General features: G+C 66.2%; 18 protein-coding genes. All 18 read right to left on the bottom strand.

Annotated features, from left to right (window positions below):
* Positions 1-12: 12 nt before the first annotated feature.
* Entirely contained in the window at positions 13-1299 is a 1287-nt protein-coding gene (locus ACM0PK_RS17685; RefSeq protein ID WP_072166707.1) for a nucleotide sugar dehydrogenase, read from the bottom strand.
* A 143-nt stretch (positions 1300-1442) separates the two neighbouring features.
* Positions 1443-1877, bottom strand: a complete 435-nt coding sequence (locus tag ACM0PK_RS17680; RefSeq protein ID WP_088497736.1) for a BLUF domain-containing protein — start codon at positions 1875-1877, stop codon at positions 1443-1445.
* Between the two features lie 669 nt (positions 1878-2546).
* Positions 2547-2789 (bottom strand): DUF2274 domain-containing protein, encoded by a 243-nt coding sequence (locus ACM0PK_RS17675; protein ID WP_017677045.1) that lies wholly within the window; start codon positions 2787-2789, stop codon positions 2547-2549.
* Complete coding sequence (locus tag ACM0PK_RS17670) at positions 2786-4063, bottom strand: TraB/TrbI/VirB10 family type IV secretion system protein (protein WP_298288757.1); 1278 nt, start codon at positions 4061-4063, stop codon at positions 2786-2788. Before ACM0PK_RS17670 ends, ACM0PK_RS17675 begins: the two co-directional genes overlap by 4 nt.
* A gap of 2 nt (positions 4064-4065) precedes the next feature.
* Entirely contained in the window at positions 4066-5058 is a 993-nt protein-coding gene (trbG, locus tag ACM0PK_RS17665) for a P-type conjugative transfer protein TrbG (protein ID WP_414607625.1), read from the bottom strand.
* A complete protein-coding gene (gene trbF / locus ACM0PK_RS17660; protein WP_005304512.1) occupies positions 5055-5759 on the bottom strand; it encodes a conjugal transfer protein TrbF in 705 nt (234 codons plus the stop codon). Before trbF ends, trbG begins: the two co-directional genes overlap by 4 nt.
* Positions 5760-5771: 12 nt before the next feature.
* Entirely contained in the window at positions 5772-7157 is a 1386-nt protein-coding gene (trbL, locus tag ACM0PK_RS17655; protein WP_414607626.1) for a P-type conjugative transfer protein TrbL, read from the bottom strand.
* Positions 7154-7474 carry a hypothetical protein gene (locus ACM0PK_RS17650; RefSeq protein ID WP_197597091.1) on the bottom strand — a complete coding sequence of 107 codons (321 nt, stop codon included), beginning with the start codon at positions 7472-7474 and terminating at the stop codon, positions 7154-7156. The genes trbL and ACM0PK_RS17650 overlap by 4 nt, the downstream gene beginning before the upstream one ends.
* A gap of 12 nt (positions 7475-7486) precedes the next feature.
* A complete protein-coding gene (gene trbJ, locus ACM0PK_RS17645; protein ID WP_414607627.1) occupies positions 7487-8212 on the bottom strand; it encodes a P-type conjugative transfer protein TrbJ in 726 nt (241 codons plus the stop codon).
* Positions 8209-10662: a conjugal transfer protein TrbE gene (gene trbE, locus ACM0PK_RS17640; protein WP_414607628.1), complete on the bottom strand. Its 2454-nt coding sequence runs from the start codon at positions 10660-10662 to the stop codon at positions 8209-8211. The genes trbJ and trbE overlap by 4 nt, the downstream gene beginning before the upstream one ends.
* Before the next feature lie 15 nt (positions 10663-10677).
* Positions 10678-10950, bottom strand: coding sequence for a VirB3 family type IV secretion system protein (locus ACM0PK_RS17635; RefSeq protein WP_003291752.1), 273 nt, complete (start codon positions 10948-10950; stop codon positions 10678-10680).
* On the bottom strand, positions 10947-11330 hold the full coding sequence (locus ACM0PK_RS17630) for a TrbC/VirB2 family type IV secretion system protein (RefSeq protein ID WP_003103996.1): 384 nt from the start codon (positions 11328-11330) through the stop codon (positions 10947-10949). Before ACM0PK_RS17630 ends, ACM0PK_RS17635 begins: the two co-directional genes overlap by 4 nt.
* Positions 11327-12379: a P-type conjugative transfer ATPase TrbB gene (gene trbB / locus ACM0PK_RS17625; RefSeq protein WP_414607629.1), complete on the bottom strand. Its 1053-nt coding sequence runs from the start codon at positions 12377-12379 to the stop codon at positions 11327-11329. Before trbB ends, ACM0PK_RS17630 begins: the two co-directional genes overlap by 4 nt.
* Positions 12376-12840 (bottom strand): ribbon-helix-helix protein, CopG family, encoded by a 465-nt coding sequence (locus ACM0PK_RS17620; protein ID WP_003111089.1) that lies wholly within the window; start codon positions 12838-12840, stop codon positions 12376-12378. The genes trbB and ACM0PK_RS17620 overlap by 4 nt, the downstream gene beginning before the upstream one ends.
* Positions 12837-14846: a conjugal transfer protein TraG gene (locus tag ACM0PK_RS17615; RefSeq protein ID WP_414607630.1), complete on the bottom strand. Its 2010-nt coding sequence runs from the start codon at positions 14844-14846 to the stop codon at positions 12837-12839. The genes ACM0PK_RS17620 and ACM0PK_RS17615 overlap by 4 nt, the downstream gene beginning before the upstream one ends.
* Positions 14847-15082: 236 nt before the next feature.
* The gene (locus tag ACM0PK_RS17610; RefSeq protein WP_031656913.1) at positions 15083-15361 is read right to left on the bottom strand and encodes an EexN family lipoprotein; all 279 of its coding nucleotides are present in this window, start codon (positions 15359-15361) and stop codon (positions 15083-15085) included.
* On the bottom strand, positions 15358-16302 hold the full coding sequence (locus ACM0PK_RS17605) for a LysR family transcriptional regulator (RefSeq protein WP_033475075.1): 945 nt from the start codon (positions 16300-16302) through the stop codon (positions 15358-15360). The genes ACM0PK_RS17610 and ACM0PK_RS17605 overlap by 4 nt, the downstream gene beginning before the upstream one ends.
* Before the next feature lie 120 nt (positions 16303-16422).
* On the bottom strand, positions 16423-17097 hold the full coding sequence (locus ACM0PK_RS17600; RefSeq protein ID WP_414607631.1) for a TolC family protein: 675 nt from the start codon (positions 17095-17097) through the stop codon (positions 16423-16425).
* Between the last annotated feature and the right edge of the window lie 94 nt (positions 17098-17191).

Raw genomic sequence — 17191 nt, 5'->3', positions numbered from 1 at the left:
CATCACCGGCGTTTACAGGCGACCGTCAACCACGTTGCGCGGCCAGGCCGATTTCACGTCGTAGACGATGCCGCCGGGCGCCAGCAGCGCCTGGATTGCGGCGTCATCCATGGCTTTGAATCGGGCATGGGCCACTGCCAGAACTACGGCGTCGTAACTCCCCGCCACCGGCTCGGCCAGCCAGTGCACGCCCGCGTCAGCCAATGCCGCCGGGCCGACCCACGGGTCGCTGACCTCCACCTGTGCGCCGGCATCACGCAGGCGCTGCGCCAGTTCCAGCGCGCGGCTGTTGCGCAGGTCCGGGCAATCCTCCTTGAAGGTCACGCCCAGCACCAGGATACGCGACTGCGCAGGTGCGCGGCCACGTTCGGCCAGCATTGCCAGCACACGCGACGCCACGTGCTCACCGACGCGGTTGTTGACCTGCCGCGCGGTGTGGATCAGGTCCGGGTGGTAACCCACGCTCTCGGACTTGTGCAGCAGGTAGTACGGGTCCACGCCGATGCAGTGGCCGCCAACCAGGCCCGGCCGGAATGGCAGGAAGTTCCACTTGCTGCCGGCGGCGTCGAGCACATCCTGGGTGTCGATGCCGAGCCGGTCGAAGATCAGCGCCAGCTCATTGACCAGCGCGATGTTGACGTCACGCTGGATGTTCTCCACCACCTTGGCCGCTTCGGCCACACGCATCGACGGCGCCGGGAAGGTACCGGCGGCGATGATGCGCTGGTACAGGCCATCAATCACCGCAGCCACTTCCGGTGTCGACCCCGAGGTGATCTTGCGGATATCGGCCAGGCGCCGCTGGCGGTCGCCGGGGCTGACCCGCTCCGGGCTGTAACCACAGTAGAAGTCTTCGTTGAAGCGCAGCCCGGAAAGCTGCTCCAGCAGCGGCACGCAGACCTCTTCGGTGGTGCCGGGGTACACCGTGGATTCGTAGATCACCAGGTCACCCGCACGCAGGTGGCTGGCGATCAGCCGCGTCGCCGAACGCAGCGGCTCCAGATCGGGCTGCTCATAGGCATCGATCGGGGTCGGCACGGTAACGATGTAGACATTGCAGGCATCGAGCAAAGCCGGATCGCTGCCGTACTGCAACTGCTGCGCACTGGCCAGCTCATCGGCCTCCATTTCCAGCGTATGGTCCTGGCCGTCGCGGAGCTCGGCGATGCGATCAGCATCGATGTCGAAGCCGAGCGTCGGCCAGTGCCGGCCGAAGGCCACCGCCAGTGGCAGGCCCACGTAGCCCAGCCCGATCACCGCGAAGCGCGGCGACGCTGCTGCCGCAAGCGGCGCGCTCAACGCCGCATCCCATGCAACGGCTGAAATCGCATGCGTACTGCCATGGGCATGGCCGACCTACTCATTCGCTTTGCCACTCCGGGAAGATCCATGCCAGAAAGGCTACAGCCTAACGGCCCGGGTGCCCGGCCGCCAAGGTGGGGTCAGGAACCCAGTGCGACCGCGGCCGGCTCCAGTTCGCCATCGGCGCCGGTCCAGGCCTGCAGCAGGCGCTCGAAGCCACCGCCGCCAAGCACGAAGCCCGGCCATGAGGCGTCGACGATCTGTACCAGCAGTTCTGTATCAATGCGCCGGGTCCCCATCGACCAGCGCGGGAATGCCCGCTGCGCCACCGGCGCGCGGCACAGCACCTTCAGTTGTCCATGGCTGCGCGCATTGGCGATGCGCTGGTACACCGAATCGATGCCATCCTCCGGGCCTTCCAGGTACTGCAGGAAACGGCTGCCATCGAACATCAGCACACCCGTGACACCGGCTACTCGGTTGAATGCCGTGGCATCGGCCAGCAGGCGGTCAAGATCGGTTGTCTGCAGGTCGGCGCGGGCCTCGCTGGCATAGGCAATCGCGTGCAGCGACATCGGGTGGCTCCCCCCCTGGGAACGAGGCTTTGGACTATGACATGAATGGGAGCGACAGTTAAGCACACCGCCGCTCCACTGCAATCCGGTCGGGATTCTGCAGCTGGGCTACAATCGGCGCCGCGCTGCAGGCCCGGATGGCGAAACTGGTAGACGCATCGGACTTAAAATCTGTTTTGTCAAGTCTTTCCTGCTAGAACTACCGAGCCAGAAGGTCAATAGTGACAACGGTTTGCGGGCATCCGAGCTGTAGCTTTGCAGCTAGGCTTGACGGCCAGGGGCCAGCTAGGCGCCAGTAGATGGAGGTAGGTGTTTTCAGTGTGTTGAGCACTACGCCCGAGTGGTGAAATCGGTAGACACAAGGGACTTGAACAATTTGAGCCTTCGGGGGGAAACGCCCGAAGTGAAGCCCGTCAAAGTCGGCGAACGCCCTGGATGCTTTTGCATCCGAGCCAACGCCGAGCCAAGCCCAAGCTACAGCTTGGGAAGGTGTAGAGAGCAGACGGCGGGCACCTACGGCCGCAAGGCTATGGTGAAGGCGTGCTCCAGACCACGAACGCCCTGCGTTGAGCAGGGCGGCGGCGAAAGTCGAAGTGGTAAGAAAATCCCTCGCCGAAAGGCGTGCCGGTTCGATTCCGGCCTCGGGCACCAATCCAGAGCCGCCCCTGTTCACGCAGGGGCGGCTTTTCCGTTCTTGGGCTGTGTGCGCTTGAATCCCCGATCCCCCACCATGAACGCCTCCAGCATGTGCGGGATCAGCGTCACGGCATCGACCGCCTCGCCATACGCCTGCGCGTGCAGCGCGGCGTAGCGGTCGAGGTCGGCTTTCAAGCTGGCCGGGCAGGCAAAGGTCAGTTTGACGCTTTCGGTCTTTGGCAGCGGCCCGAGCCGCAGCTTCTTGGTCGTGCTCATTGCGAGGCTCCCCGATTGAAGAACAGCGGCTGGTACGGCCGCAGCACCAGATCCCGGTTGACGATGATTCGCACGGGCAGGCCAGGCCGCTCGGTCAGCGTCGGCTGGATGTTCATGTTGCGTCGGGTGATCTCCTGGCCAACCTGATTGATGCTGTCCTGGGCGCTGTCACGCCCGGCAATGACGATCCGGTTGCCGTCCTGGCGGTTCTCTGGCGCGGCCAGCTCTGCGCCGACGCCCAGCAGCGTCGTCAGCACCGCTCCGGCAAAGATGCGGTTCCAGTGCCAGTCCACGTCATCCTCCAAGCCCGCGTAGCCGGCCGGGTCGGTGCCGACAAGGTTGTCGAGCGTCAGCGAGGACGTGTCGGGCAGGATGATCCGGTTCCACACCACCTGCACGCGGCTCTGTCCGTAGCTGACCTGGCTGTTGTAGCGCCCGAGGATGCGCGACCCCTGCGGAATCAGCAGGAACTTGCCGGTGGCTGTGTCATAGACCGGCTCCGTCACAGTGCCGATCACGTCGCCCGGCAAGTCCGACTTGATGCCTGTCACCAGCGCACCGGCGATCACCGTTCCGGCCATCACCTGATACGGCGACGCGGGCAGCGCCAGATTGCCGGAATTGCGGGTTTCCGTAGAACCGGCTTTCAGGAACGACTCTTTCTGGTCTTGCCGGTTCTGCACGGCGGTCGGGTCGGCGGGCTGGGCCGCCGTCGAGGCAGGCCCAGCAGCGAGCGGATCGAAGGCCGCAAGCGTACTTGCAGCCCCCGGCGCTGCCTGCGCGACCGTGGCGGCGGTCTGCCCTTGGCCGCCCGAGCGGAAGAACACCGACGAGGCCGCCGCCGCGTCCGCCTCCTTGCGCAAGGCATCGTCGGGATCATGGCCTGGCGGCGAATAGCCCGGCGTCACCGGCTGCTGCGAAGCGACGATGGCCGGGCCAAGGTCGCCGGGCAACGGCGGCCCCAGCTCGGGCACATCGGGCGGTAAGGCTGGTGGCAGCTTCGAGTAGTCCGTCGGCAGCGCATCCAGCCCTTCGGACTTCGAGACGCGATCGACGTTGTAAAGCTCGGTTTGCTCGCCCGTACCGCGCCGCTGCGGTTGCAGCGACCAGATCGTGGCCCCAAGGACGGCGACCGACAGGCCGCCGACGAGGATGGCCAGCGTGCGCCGGTTCAGGCGAGTGACCGGACGCGGCTGGGCGCGCAGCGTCACCGCTTCCGGCGCGACCTTGCCTGCCTGCGGCGTGGCGAGGTCGGGGGTGTCGTCCTGGCTCATGGTCAGTTCCTCCGCGCAACGCCGTCCGTGCGCTCAATTCGCACCACGTCGCCCTTGTCCCCGCCCAGGCGCAGTTCGGCGGCACCGAACAGCCGATCCACGATGTAGTACGGCGAGCGGAAGCGGTAGTTGACCAGTTGCCCGTCGCCTTCCGGCCCGATTACGAACAGCGGCGGCAGCTCGCCTTGCGCGATGCCGGCGGGGAACTGGATATAGACCTTCTGCCCGTCGTCGAAGGCGCGCAGCGGCTTCCACGGCGGGTTGCTACCGCTGACCGCGTAGCGGAAGCGCAGGTTTTCCAGCGACAAGCCGGAGTCCACCGGCGCGGCGGCGCTGGCCGCCTGCGCCTGGCGCTGCAAGGCCAGCATCCGGTCACGCGGATACTCCCAAGAAGCCGAGGCCATCCACGTCTTTTCCGTCGAAGCCAACTCCAGCAGGTACGTCCTGCGGTTGGTGGTAATGACGAGATTGGTCTTGAGGCCCGAGCGGATCGGCTTGACCAGCACATTGACGCGCAGGTCGGCACCGCTACCGCTCGACGTATCGCCCACGATCCAGCGCACGGTATCGCCAGCGGCCACCGTCACCAGTTCCTCGCCCGGCTGGAGCGAAATCACGGTCACGCGGCCCACGGCTGCATAGACTTGGTAGAGCGCGCCATCGGTGAACGGCCACACCTGAATCGCGTTGACGTATCCCTCGCGCGTGGGTGCGACGCGCGCCTCGGCATTGGCCCGTGAGACGCGCACCCTCTCGTCGGCTGGCTCCGGTGCAGGTTTGGCGTCCTCGGCTTCGGGCAACGGCTTCAACTGCGCCGGCATCGGCAGCACCTCGGGCACGGCCACCACCTCCACCGGCGCAGGCGGCTCGGGCAGCGGCTGGGCCTGCACCGGCTCATCGAGCGAGATGGTCGGCGGTGGCTTGCCCTGCGTGGCGCAGCCCGCCAGGGCAAGCAAGATCACCGGCAAGGCGGATTTACGGAAAAGATCATTCATGGCTTGGCTCCTTCGGAAGAATCCAGTTCGCGGCTCCACGACAGGCCGTTGACGTAGATGCCCAGGGGGTTCTTGCGCAGGCGTTCTTCGGTGCGCGGCGGCTGGAGCACGATGGACACCACGGCCGTCCACCGCTCCAAGCCCGCCGCGGCGCCGTTGACGTAGCGGCGTTCCGTCCAGCGCACGTTGAAAGACGTGTCGCTGGCGCGCACGACGCTGGTGATCTGCACCGTCACCGACTCCTTGCCGATGCGTGCGAACGGGTCGTTGACCCGTGCGTAGTCGTTGAGCACGGCCGCGCCCTTGTCGGTCGTGTAGTCGTAGGCGTCGAGCCAGTTCTGGCGGACGACGATGGGGTCGATGGACAGCGAGCGCACCAGCGTCACGAAGCGCGCGATGTGGTGCGCGGTCTGCGCATCGTTGGGCCGGTATGGCGTGGCGGCTTCGCCCACGGCGCGTACCTGGCCCGCGTTGTCCACCTCCACGACGTAGGGCGTCACGATGGACTGCGCCGACCGCCACACCAGGCCGCCGGCCATCAGCAGCGCGAGCGTCAGGCATCCGAAGGCCATCAGCCGCCAGTTCTTCGCCTGCACGCGCGGCGAGCCGATGCGCTCGTCCCACACCTGGCCGGCAGCTTGGTACGGCGTGGCAGGCTGCGGCGTGTCGGCGTAGCGCACCTGCGGTTTCTTGAATCGCATGGTCAGTTCTCCTTATGAGTCGGAATCGCGCAGGCTCGGCCCCTGGCCGGAGCCGCCGCCATCGCCACCGCGCAGCGCGTGGGCGGTGGTGGTCGCGGCGTGGGTGAGTTGCTGGCGGCGATGCAGGCGCTTGGCCCAAGCGGGCTGTTCCTGTGTCTGCGCCGTAGCAGCGCCGGATGCGGCCCCGCCTGCGGCATCCTGACCGGATGCCGCACCTGCGCCGCCATCGGCAGCAGCGCCATTCCAGCCAGCGCGGAAGGGAGCGGCCATGCGTTGCCCGGCAGCGGAAGCACGGGATGCAGCCGCACGTCCGGCGGACTGCGCGCCGGTCTTGGCGACGTTGCCCAGGCCGGCCATCGCGCCCTTCGCGCCACCGCCTGCGGCGGCGGAACCGGCCTGGAACGCCGACCGGGCGCTGCTGGCCGTCGAGGCGGCAGCACGCGCGCCGCTGCCGGCGAGCTTGGCGGCGGCAGGCGCCATGCGCGCCCCGGCCATGACCGCGCCGCCCACGCCCGTCGCGGCAGCGCCTACGGCAACGGCCGTGCCGGCTGCGCCTACAGCAGCGCCGGCCATAGCGCCGGCGCCGAGCTGCGGCGCACCGGACACCAGGCCCGTAGCGATGCCAGGGCCGAAGATGCCCAGCGCCAGCAAGGTGAGCGAGGCAAGCATGATGACCAGCGCGTGGTCGATGGACGGCTCATCGGGATGAACTTGGAACTCGGCGAACAGGCCCGAGCCGATGCCGACGATCACGGCCAGCACCAGTACCTTGACGCCGGACGACACCACGTTGCCCAGCACCTTCTCGGCGAGGAACGCCGTCTTGTTCCACAAGGCAAACGGCACCAGCACGAAGCCCGCGAGCGTCGTCAGCTTGAACTCGATCAGCGTGATGAAAAGCTGGATTGCCAGCACGAAGAAGCACAAGACCACGACCAGCCAAGCGAGGAACATCACCGTGATGGCATCGAGGTTCACAAACACCTCGGGGAAACCGGCCATCTCGCCGACTTGCTCCAGAATCGGAGCGCCTGCGTCGATGCCGGTTTTCGCCAGTCGGCCCGGCTGCAAGAAGTTCTCCATCGTGATGGTCGAGCCGGTGGCCGTCAGGCCCAGCCCGGCGAAGGAGCGGAACACGATGCCGGCCAGCCAGTTGAAGTTGCCGATGATGTAAGCGAAGGCACCGACGTAGAGCACCTTGCGCAGCAGCTTGGCGATCACGTCCTCGCCCTGGCCGGTGGCGTGACTCATCGCCCAATACAGTCCGGCGATCGTCATGTCGATGACGATCAGCGTGGCGGTGAGGAAGGCCACTTCGCCCTGCAACAGCCCGAAACCCGAGTCGATGTAGGTGGAGAAGATGTTGAGGAAGCGGTCGATGATGGTCACGTCATTCATGGCGTGTCCTCCGGTACGGCGGTCAAGGGCGGCGCTTCGCCATCGGCCGGTTCATCGAAGCTCGGCGGGATCGGCGGCAGGTCGGCCAGCGTCTGGTATTCATCCGGCCCGGCCTGGCCGGAGAAGAAGCGCCGCCGGAAGGCTTCGGCGGCGGCGCGGCAGGCGTCCTCGCCCGTGGCCTGCCGGTCGGCTGCGCATTGCGCGCGCAATGCCTTGAGCCGCACGGGATCGGCGGCCAGGGCATCGGCAAGGTGGTCGGCCGGCTGCTCGCTGCACGCGGCCAGCAGCGCGACACACAGGACGAGGACGCATCGCATGGCGGCCTCCCGTCAGTTGTCGTAGAAGTTCACGGACTGCGGCGTGTACGGCGTGCCGTCGCCCAGGAAGCGCCGCCGCACCTCGCGGGCGCGCTCCGTGGCTGCCGCCTGCCGCGCCAGCTCCAGCGCAGTCGCTCGGTCTTGCGTGATCTGGAGCCGCTGCGCCTGGATCGACTGCTTGGCTTGCAAGGCCAGCAACTGATTCATAGCCTGCATTGCTTGCAGCGCGCCTTCGGCCGACTGGCTCTTGCCCACGAGGTCGGCCAGCACGCTTTCGTCTTCGCCCAAGTTCTGCGACACCTGCGCCTGCATCTGCATCGTGGTCTGCAAGCCGTTGAGCGTGTTTCGCCAACGCTCCTGCGCGTCGCGGTACATCTGGTCGCCGCTGATCGTGGCGGCGTACTGCTCGGGATACAGGCGCGCGAACTCCCGATCCAAATTCGTCACGTCGTAGGCCAAGCCCCTGGCCTGGGCGATCAGTCGTTCGGTCGTCGCCAGATTGGCGCGCAACTGGTTCACCACGCTGGACGGCAGGCTGGCGAGGTTGCGCGCCTGGTTCATCAGCATCTGCGCTTCGTTCTGAAGCTGCTGGATCTGGTTGTTGATCTGCTCCAGCGTGCGGATCGCGGTTAGCGTGTTCTGCACGAGGTTCGTCGGATCGACCACGACCCATTGCGCATGGGCGGTGGCAGTGCAAAGCATGGCCGCGATAGCGGCGGCGATAAGGCGCTTTTTCATGACAGGTTCTCCAGGGATTGGTCAGCGAGGGAACCCGGCGCGAGGCCGGGGAACGAGGGCAGCAGGTCCGCCGCCCAATCGAGGCCGCGATGGCGCAGCCAGGCGTCCGCGAAGCCGGGCACGCCGGCGTCCAGCAGCACGCGGTCTATGTCGCGCTGGTCTTGCGGCGTGGAAGCGCCCGCAAACGCCAGCGCTGCCGGCCCCAGATCGAGGTCGAACAGGCGGTTGCCGAGGCGGGATTGGTAGTAGTAGTCTCGCTTGGGCTGCGCAGTGGCGACGATTTCGATCTGCCGCCTGTTGAGGCCGAAGCCCTCGTAGATCGTGCGAATCTGCGGCTCTGTCGCCTGCGGGTTGGGCAAGAAAATCCGACTCGCGCAGCTCTCGATGATCGCGGGCGCGATGCTCGAATCCTTGATGTCGGCGAGGCTCTGCGTGGCGAAGATGACGCTGACGTTCTTCTTGCGCAGTGTCTTGAGCCACTGGCGGATACGCGCGGCAAACACCGGGGCATCGAGGAACAGCCACGCTTCATCGAGGATCAGCAGCGTGGGCGCCCCGTCGAAGCGTTCATCGAAACGCGCAAAGAGGTAATGCAGCACGGCCATGACGGCGGCCTTGCTGTGCATCAGCTCCTCCATCTCGAAGCACTGCACGTCGGCCATGCCCAGCCGGTCATGGTCGGCGTCCAGCAGCTTGCCGTGGGCGCCACCCAGCACATAGGGCGACAGCGCCTGCCGCAACGTGTTCGATTGCAGCAGCACGGAAAGCCCCGTCATCGTGCGCTGCTCCACCGGCGCACCGGCGAGACTTCCCAGCGCCGACCAGATAGCCGCCTTCTCGTCGGGGCCGACCGCCACGCCTTCGTGCAGCAAGCGACCTTCGATCCATTCGGCGGCCCAGGTGCGGTAGCCCTCACGGTCGATGCACGCGAGTGGCTGGAAGGCGATTTCGCCATCCGTGCCCAGGTCGTAGTGCTCGCCGCCCAGCCCGAGGATCGCGGCGCGCATGGAACGGCCCATGTCGAAGGCGAAGATGCGCGAGCCGCAATAGCGGCGAAATTGCATCGCCAGCGTGGCGAGCAAGACCGACTTGCCCATGCCAGTCGGCCCCGCGACCAGCGTGTGGCCCACGTCGCCGATGTGCGTGACCAGCCGGAACGGCGTGGCGCCATCGGTGCGCGTGACGATCAGCGGGGGGCCGTCCAGGTGTTCGTTCTTCTCCGGCCCGGCCCATACCGCCGACACCGGCATCATGTGCGCCAGATTCAGCGTCGAGACGATGGGCTGGCGCACGTTGGCGTAAGCATTGCCGGGGAGCGTGGACAGCCAGGCATCCACGGCATTGAGCGTTTCAGGGATGGTGACGAAGCCCCGACCCTGGATGACGCGCTCTACCATGCGTAGCTTCTCGTCTGCGATGGCGGCGTCCTCGTCCATGACGGTGACGGTCGCCGTCAGATAGCCGAAGGCGACTTGATCGCTGCCCAGCTCCTGCAAGGCCGCGTCGGCGTCGGCCGCCTTGTTGCTGGCGTCGGTATCGACCAGCGGGCTTTCCTGCTGGAAGATCGTCTCGCGCAGCAGCGCGATGACGTTCTTCCTTTTCGCAAACCACTGGCGGCGTAGGCGCCCCAACTCCCGTTCCGCCTCGGCTTTGTCGAGGCAGAGAAAGCGCGTGCTCCAGCGGTACGCAAAACCGAGGCGGTTGAGGTCGTCCAGAATCCCCGGCCAGGTCGAGGTCGGGAAACCCCGCACCGACACCACGCGCAGATGCTGGTCGCCCAGCATGGGCGCCAGGCCACCGACCAGCGGCGAGTCTGTCAGCAGCGCGTCGATGTGGAACGGCACTTCGGGCACGCCCACGCGATAGCGCCCCGTCGAGATGGTCGCGTGCAGGTAGGTCAGCGTCTGCGCGTCATCGAGCCAGTCAATTTCCGGCATCACGCCGTCGAGCAGATCAAAGACGCGATCCGTTTCCGCGACGAAGGCTTGCAGCCGCTCGCGCCAGCCCACGCCATTCGTCGGCGTGTTCTCGTAGAGCATCTTGGCTGCACGGGCACGGGATTCTTCCGGCGGCAGGTAAAGCAGCGTCAGGTGATAGCCGCTCTCGAAGTGATTGCCCGATTCCTCGAAGGCGGCCCGGCGTTCTTCCTCCACCATCCACGAAAGCGGCTCGGGAAACTCCGAGTGCGGATAATCGGCCGCAGACCGGCGCTCGGCTTCGATGAATAGCGCCCAGCCCGATCCCATGCGGCGCAGCGCGTTGTTCAACCGCGCCGACGTGGCGATCAGCTCGCCTTGCGTCGCGCTGTCGAGGTCAGGCCCGCGAAACCGGGCCGTGCGCTGGAAACTGCCGTCCTTGTTCAAGACGACGCCCGGCGCGACCAGCCCGGCCCAGGGCAGCCAGTCGGCAAGCAAGGCCGGGCGCTGGCGGTATTCGGCGAGGTTCAGCATCGCGGCGTCCTCCCCTCACACGTCCAGCAGCGGGCGGTGCTTGATGTGCCGGGCGAAGACCTGCATGAACTGCGGATCGACGCGCGCACCCCATACCGCCAGCGAATGGCCGACGATCCAGAGCACCACGCCGGGAATCCACAGTTGCAGGCCCAGGCCAACAGCGGCGGCCAGCGTGCCGTTGGCGATCGCCACGGTGCGCGGCGCACCGCCCAGCAGAATCGGCTCGGTCAGCGAGCGATGCAGCGGCACCTCGAACCCGGCCGCGAAGGTATCCGGGGCGCTCATACGACGGCCCCGCCTGAGAAGCTGAAGAACGACAGGAAGAAGCTCGAAGCCGCGAACGCGATGGACAGACCGAACACGATCTGGATCAGCTTGCGGAAGCCGCCCGACGTGTCGCCGAAGGCGAGCGCGAGGCCCGTGGCGATGATGATGATGACCGCGACGATGCGCGCCACCGGACCCTGGATGGATTCGAGGATGGATTGCAGCGGGCCTTCCCACGGCATCGAGGAACCGGCGGCCTGCGCGGTTCCGGCCAGGAACAGCAGCAGAGCGGCCAGCAGCAGCCCTTGCCCCGCAGGGCGGGCCAGGCAGCGCAGCCGCGCAAGACGCAAAGCCGGATTTGCAGAAAAACGGAAAGCAGGAATGGTCATCTGCGTCATGGCAGTTCTCCAAGTGAGTCAGGGGATGGGGAAGTCGCCGCAGCGGGTGCGGCATTGGGAAGTGGCGGCAGCTCGGGAAACGGCGTTTCCAGCGCGTCCGCCAGTTGGTAGCCCACGCCGTCGAAGCCGACGACGCGGGCGATGCTCTCGATGCGGCGCTTGCGTCCGCGCCCGGCGATGTAGATCACCACGTTGACCGCCTCAGCGATCAGCGCGCGCGGCGGGTTCACGGCCACTTCGAGAATCAGTTGCTCCAAGCGCAGCAGCGCGCCGAGCGCGGAACCGGCGTGGATCGTGGCGATGCCGCCGGGGTGGCCCGTTCCCCACACCTTGATGAGATCCAGCGCCTCGGCGCCGCGCACCTCGCCGACGACGACGCGATCAGGTCGCAGGCGCATGGATGAACGCACCAGCTCGGTCATGGACACCACGCCTGCGCGCGTGCGCAGCGGAACGTGGTCGCGGGCCGCGCATTGCAGTTCCACCGTGTCTTCGAGCACGAGAACGCGGTCGCCCGTGGCGGCGATCTCGGCCAGGAGAGCATTGGCCAAGGTCGTCTTGCCGCTGCTGGTGGCACCGGCGATCAGGATGTTCTGCCGCTCGCGCACGGCCCGTACCAGAAAGCCCGCCTGCGCGCTGGTCATCATCCCGTCGATGACGTACCGCTCCAGCGGAATCACGCCGATGGCGCGCTTACGCAGCGCGAAGGCTGGCCCCGGCGCGGCGGGCGGCAAGATGCCCTCGAAGCGTTCGCCGGTCTCGGGCAGCTCGGCCGACAGCAGCGGCTGGCCGCGATGCACTTCCGCGCCGACGTGGGCCGCCACAAGACGGATGATTCGCTCGCCGTCCGCTTCGGACAGCTCCACGCCCATCGGCGCACGCCCCGATGAAAGCCGATCCACCCAAAGGGTGCGGTCGGGATTCAGCATGACTTCCACCACGTCCGGGTCTTCGAGCGCGGCGGCGATCAGCGGCCCCATCGCCGTGCGCAACATCTGGATGCGCCGGTCGAGCGACGTGGCGGTCATGGATTGCGGAACGGCGCTCATGACGCACGCTCCTGCGCTTGCGCGGCTGCCGCCGCGTCCTCCATCCGCATCGGGTCGGGATGCAGTTCCTCCACCACGTCGCGCACCAGACTGCGACCGCGCAGCAGGTGGCGGCCAAGCTGCTCGGTGAACTGCTCGAAGCGTGCTTTGCCCTGGGCGCGAGCCGCGTCTTGGTGCGCCTCGGGAACGGGCGTGCTCACGGTCAGGTAGTAGCGGATGAACAGCGCCAGCGTTTCGATGGCGATGTTCTGGTCGCGCTCCATGCGCTCGGCCTGGCGAGACAGGCGATCCAGCCGCTTGGCGATGGCCGCCTCGCGCTGGTCGGCGGCATCGGGCGACAGCCACGATGCGAGCGCCGCCGCGACGATGGACGACTTGGACACGCCTTTCTTGGCGGCCAGCTCGTCCAGGCGCTTGGCGTGCTCCGGCTGGATGAACAGGTTGAGGCGGTAGTGGCTCATAGCTCGATTCCGTCGTTGGGGTCGAGGGAAGCCAGCCGGGCCGTGCGCTGCATGGCTGGATCGAGCTGGCGTGGAAGGGGAAGCGGCAGGTCGTCGTCGTCATCGAGCAGCGCAAGGTCGGCCGCGGGAGCGGCCAGCTCGGGGTCGTAGGCGACGGTTTCGGAGAGTTCGGGCTGACGGCGCGGACCGCCGTCGTCGACCGAACCCAAGTTCTCCAGGCCATCGGCGGATGCCGTGGCAGGCGCAGCGGGCACGGACGGAATCGCCAGCCCGCTCCAGTCGTCGGGCCGCGACGGCGGCGCGTCGGCGTACTGCCCTTCCGCCAGCGTGGGCGGCGGCAGCACGCGGCGCTTGAAATTGGCGTCCGCGTAGTAGCGCAGCTTCTTCGCCTTGATCGGCGCCACGCTGGACACCATGACCACCGCCTCGTCGGGCGGAAGCTGCATGACTTCGCCCGGCGTCAGCAGCGGCCGGGCCGTCTCCTGGCGCGACACCATCAAGTGGCCCAGCCACGGCGCGAGCCGGTGGCCCGCGTAGTTGCGCTGCGCGCGCAGCTCGGTGGCCGTGCCCAGCGTCTCGGAAATGCGCTTCGCCGTGCGTTCGTCGTTCGTGGCGAACGTCACGCGCACATGGCAGTTATCCAGAATCGAATGGTTCTGGCCGTAGGCTTTGTCGATCTGGTTGAGCGACTGCGCAATGAGGAAGCTGCGGATGCCGTAGCCCGCCATGAAGGCCAGCGCCGTCTCGAAAAAATCGAGCCTGCCCAGCGCCGGGAACTCGTCGAGCATCAGCAGCAGCTTGTGGCGGCGCGCGATGCCGTCGGAGCCATCAAGCGATTCGGTTAGGCGCCGCCCGATCTGGTTGAGGATCAGGCGAATCAGCGGTTTCGTCCGCGAAATGTCCGAAGGCGGCACCACCAGATACAGCGACACCGGATGTTCGGCCGCGATCAGGTCGGCAATGCGCCAGTCGCAGCGCGAAGTGACTTCGGCCACCGTGGGATCGCGGTACAGGCCGAGGAACGACATGGCGGTGCTCAACACGCCGGAGCGCTCGTTATCCGACTTGTTGAGCACTTCGCGCGCAGCCGATGCGACTACCGGATGCGGGCCATCGCCCAGGTGGGGCGTGGTCATCATCCGGTGCAAGGTCAGCTCGAAAGGGCTGGCCGGATCGGACAGGAAGTTGGCAACGCCGCGCAGCGTCTTGTCTTCGCCCGCGTAGAGCACATGCAGGATGGCCCCGACCAGCAGCGCGTGCGAAGTCTTTTCCCAATGGTTGCGCTTCTCCAGCGCGCCTTCGGGATCGACCAGAATGTCCGCGATGTTCTGAACGTCGCGCACTTCATGCGCGCCGCGCCGCACCTCCAGCAGTGGGTTGTAGGCTGCCGACTTCGCATCGGTCGGGTTGAACAGCAGGCAGTGCGAGAAACGCGAACGCCAGCCGGCGGTGATGCTCCAGTTCTCGCCCTTGATGTCATGGATGACGGCGGATGCCGGCCAACTCAAGAGTGTGGGAATGACTAGGCCCACGCCTTTGCCCGAGCGCGTGGGCGCGAAGGTCAGGACGTGTTCCGGTCCTTCATGACGTAGGTACTGGTGATCGTGCTGACCGAGGAACACGCCGGCAGGCTGTGTGAGGCCGGCCTTGCGAATGTCGTGCGCATTCGCCCATCGCGCCGAGCCGTAGGTCGTGACCATGCGTGCCTGGCGCGAGCGCCAGACCGACATGGCGATGGCAACGACCACGGCGACCATGCCGCTGGCGCCGGCAATGGCACCGCCGGTGTCGAAGACCTCCGGCGCATAGGCGCCGAAGAAGAACCACCACTCAAACAGCTTCCACGGGTGGTAGATCGACGTGCCAAGAAAGTCGAACCAGGGCGAGCCAAGGCGTACTTGATAGCCAAGGGCCGCCGCTGTCCATTGTGTGGCACCCCACACACCGGCGATCACGATGCCGAATACCACGGCGATCTGACCGAACAGCACGTTCGTCCCTTGCATGACCTGGCCTCCGCTTTCTCCTGCGCTGGTTCCTCATGGAAAGCGCGGCACAGGGACGTGCCGCAAGCGTCAGGATCGGTGCCGGATCAGTGCTGGTCAAAGACCGTTTCAAGCAGAAAGGTCGAGCAAAAAGACAGAATGAATGCAGCGGCAGGCCAAAGAAAAATGCCGCAAGCGAAGGCGCATTGCGGCGTGTCGAACAGAAATATGAAGGCGAGGCGGCGAGCCGCCAACGGTCAGAACTTCGGCGATTCTTTCGGCGGCGTGTAGGGCGTCTCGCCGTCGCCATAGAATCGCTTGCGCGTGGCTTCGGCCACCCGGTTGCACAGCACGTCGCCTAGCTTGGGGCGATCCGTCTTGCATTGCTGGCGCAGTTCCTTCAACCGTTCGGGGTTGGACGCCAGTTCTTCCACCGTCGGGATATTCGCTTCCGACGTGTTGGCCTTCGGAGGCGTTTCGGACTGGCCGCAAGCAGTCAACGCGGCCGCCAGTAAGAACGGGATGATCTTTTTCATGGCTCAGGTTCCTCCAGGGAATCGGAATGACGGCCCGACTTGGGCCTTGGGGGTTCCGGTGACTCGATGGCCTGCACGCGCTCAATGAACCGCGCCAGCACATCGGACGGCTCGCCGGCGGGGTAAAGCAGGTAGGTTGTCAGCGGCGGCACGCGCAACGCCAGCGGTCGGGCCACTACGCCGGAGTCAGGGTTCGCGGCAATGCGCGCGGCACCCGTAAACCCAAGTGCGAAACCGGCCGATACCAAGGCCATCATCAAATCACACGTAGCGACCCGTTCTGCGACCAGCGGCTCCATGTCGGCCCGACGTAGCACCCGATCGACGAATTTGGCATGGCCTTCGCACACTTGTGGATCGCATAGAACCAGCGGATAGCGCAGCAGTTCCTCCAAAGGGATGCGCTTGTGTGCCAGCAGCGGATGTCGCGCTGGCACCGTCACGATGAGCGTGTCTCTCCAGACAGGCATGGTGGTGATGCCATCGCCCACTTCATCGGACTGCGCAAACCCCACGTCGTACAGATCGTCATGCAGCCCCTTGATCTGCTGTGACAGCGGCACCTCGAAGAATCGGAGTTCAACTTCCGGTTCTTCCTGTCGGCATAGCGCCAGTAAAGCCGGTAAGCGCGACGGTGTGATGCCGTCCGACAACGCCACGCGCAATTGTCCGTGGAAGCCGTGGGCCGCCGCTTTCACGCTATCGCGTGCTTGTTCCAAGACTGTGAACACGCGGCGCACGTGTTCCAAGAACAGCTTTCCAGCACGGGTCAGTCGCGTGCTGCGCGTGGTGCGGGCGAACAGCACAACGCCAAGTTCTTCTTCTAGCTCCTTGATCGCACGCGACAGTGGCGATTGTTCGATGTGCAGCTTTTCCGCCGCGCGGGCGAAGTGGAGTTCTTCGGCCACGGCCAGGAAACAGCGCAGATGCCGAAGTTCCATTTCACCCCTCCCGTATCCGGTAGGACGAATCGCCGCAGTGTTCCCGATCATGCGAGCAGACCAATTCCACAACCAACAACAGTTGATCTGTGCGCTCGGAGTACGCGCTAACGAAGCTCGTCATTTCGTCACGCCGCCTTCCGATAGTTGTGTATTGCCAATGGCCTTGTTGACCATCACGTAGCGGGTGCCCACGCGCCCTTCGCTCGCTGCCAATTCGCGGCGCGCCTGCAAATAGCTACGCTGGCTGTCGAGCACGGAGAGGAAATCGGCCATGCCGCCGTCGTAGCGTGCCTGGGCCAGTTCGTAGGCTTGGCCGGCGCTGTGCATTCGGGCTTGCAGTTCACGTTCCTGCTGCTGCTCTGCGGTGTATCCGCTGAGCGCGTCGTCGATCTCCTGCCAGGCTTTGAGCACGGTCCTCTGGTAGTTCACTGCCGCTTCTTGCTGCTCCAGCTCGCGCAACTGCACCACGCTCTTGCGGCGGCCACGGTCGAACAGCGGCAGGCTCAGAGTCGGTCCTATCGACCATGTGCGGCTGCCCCAGGCTGAGAATTCGCCGCTCAGATAGGACTCGTACCCGAACCGCGCACCCAGGCGGATGCTTGGGTACAGCTCGGCTTGCGCAACGCCGATGCTGGCCGTGGCCCGATGCAGGCGAGCCTCGGCGGCGCGAATGTCGGGCCGGCGCAGGGCAACTTCCGACGGCAGCCCCAGCGCCAAGTCCGGCAACGCCGTCCTGCCGTCGTCGGCGACGGCAGCCAGCTCGTTGCGCAAGGCACCGGGCCGCTCGCCCATGGACCGACCAGCCTTTCGTAGACATCCGGACGCCATAATTCATGGCAATGACCGAGGTGTTTATGGGCAACAGCAAGCAGTACACGGATGAGTT

This window comes from Stenotrophomonas sp. FR010 (assembly GCF_047520755.2).
Lineage (GTDB): Bacteria > Pseudomonadota > Gammaproteobacteria > Xanthomonadales > Xanthomonadaceae > Stenotrophomonas > Stenotrophomonas sepilia.
This window is presented reverse-complemented; position numbering and strand designations above follow the sequence as displayed.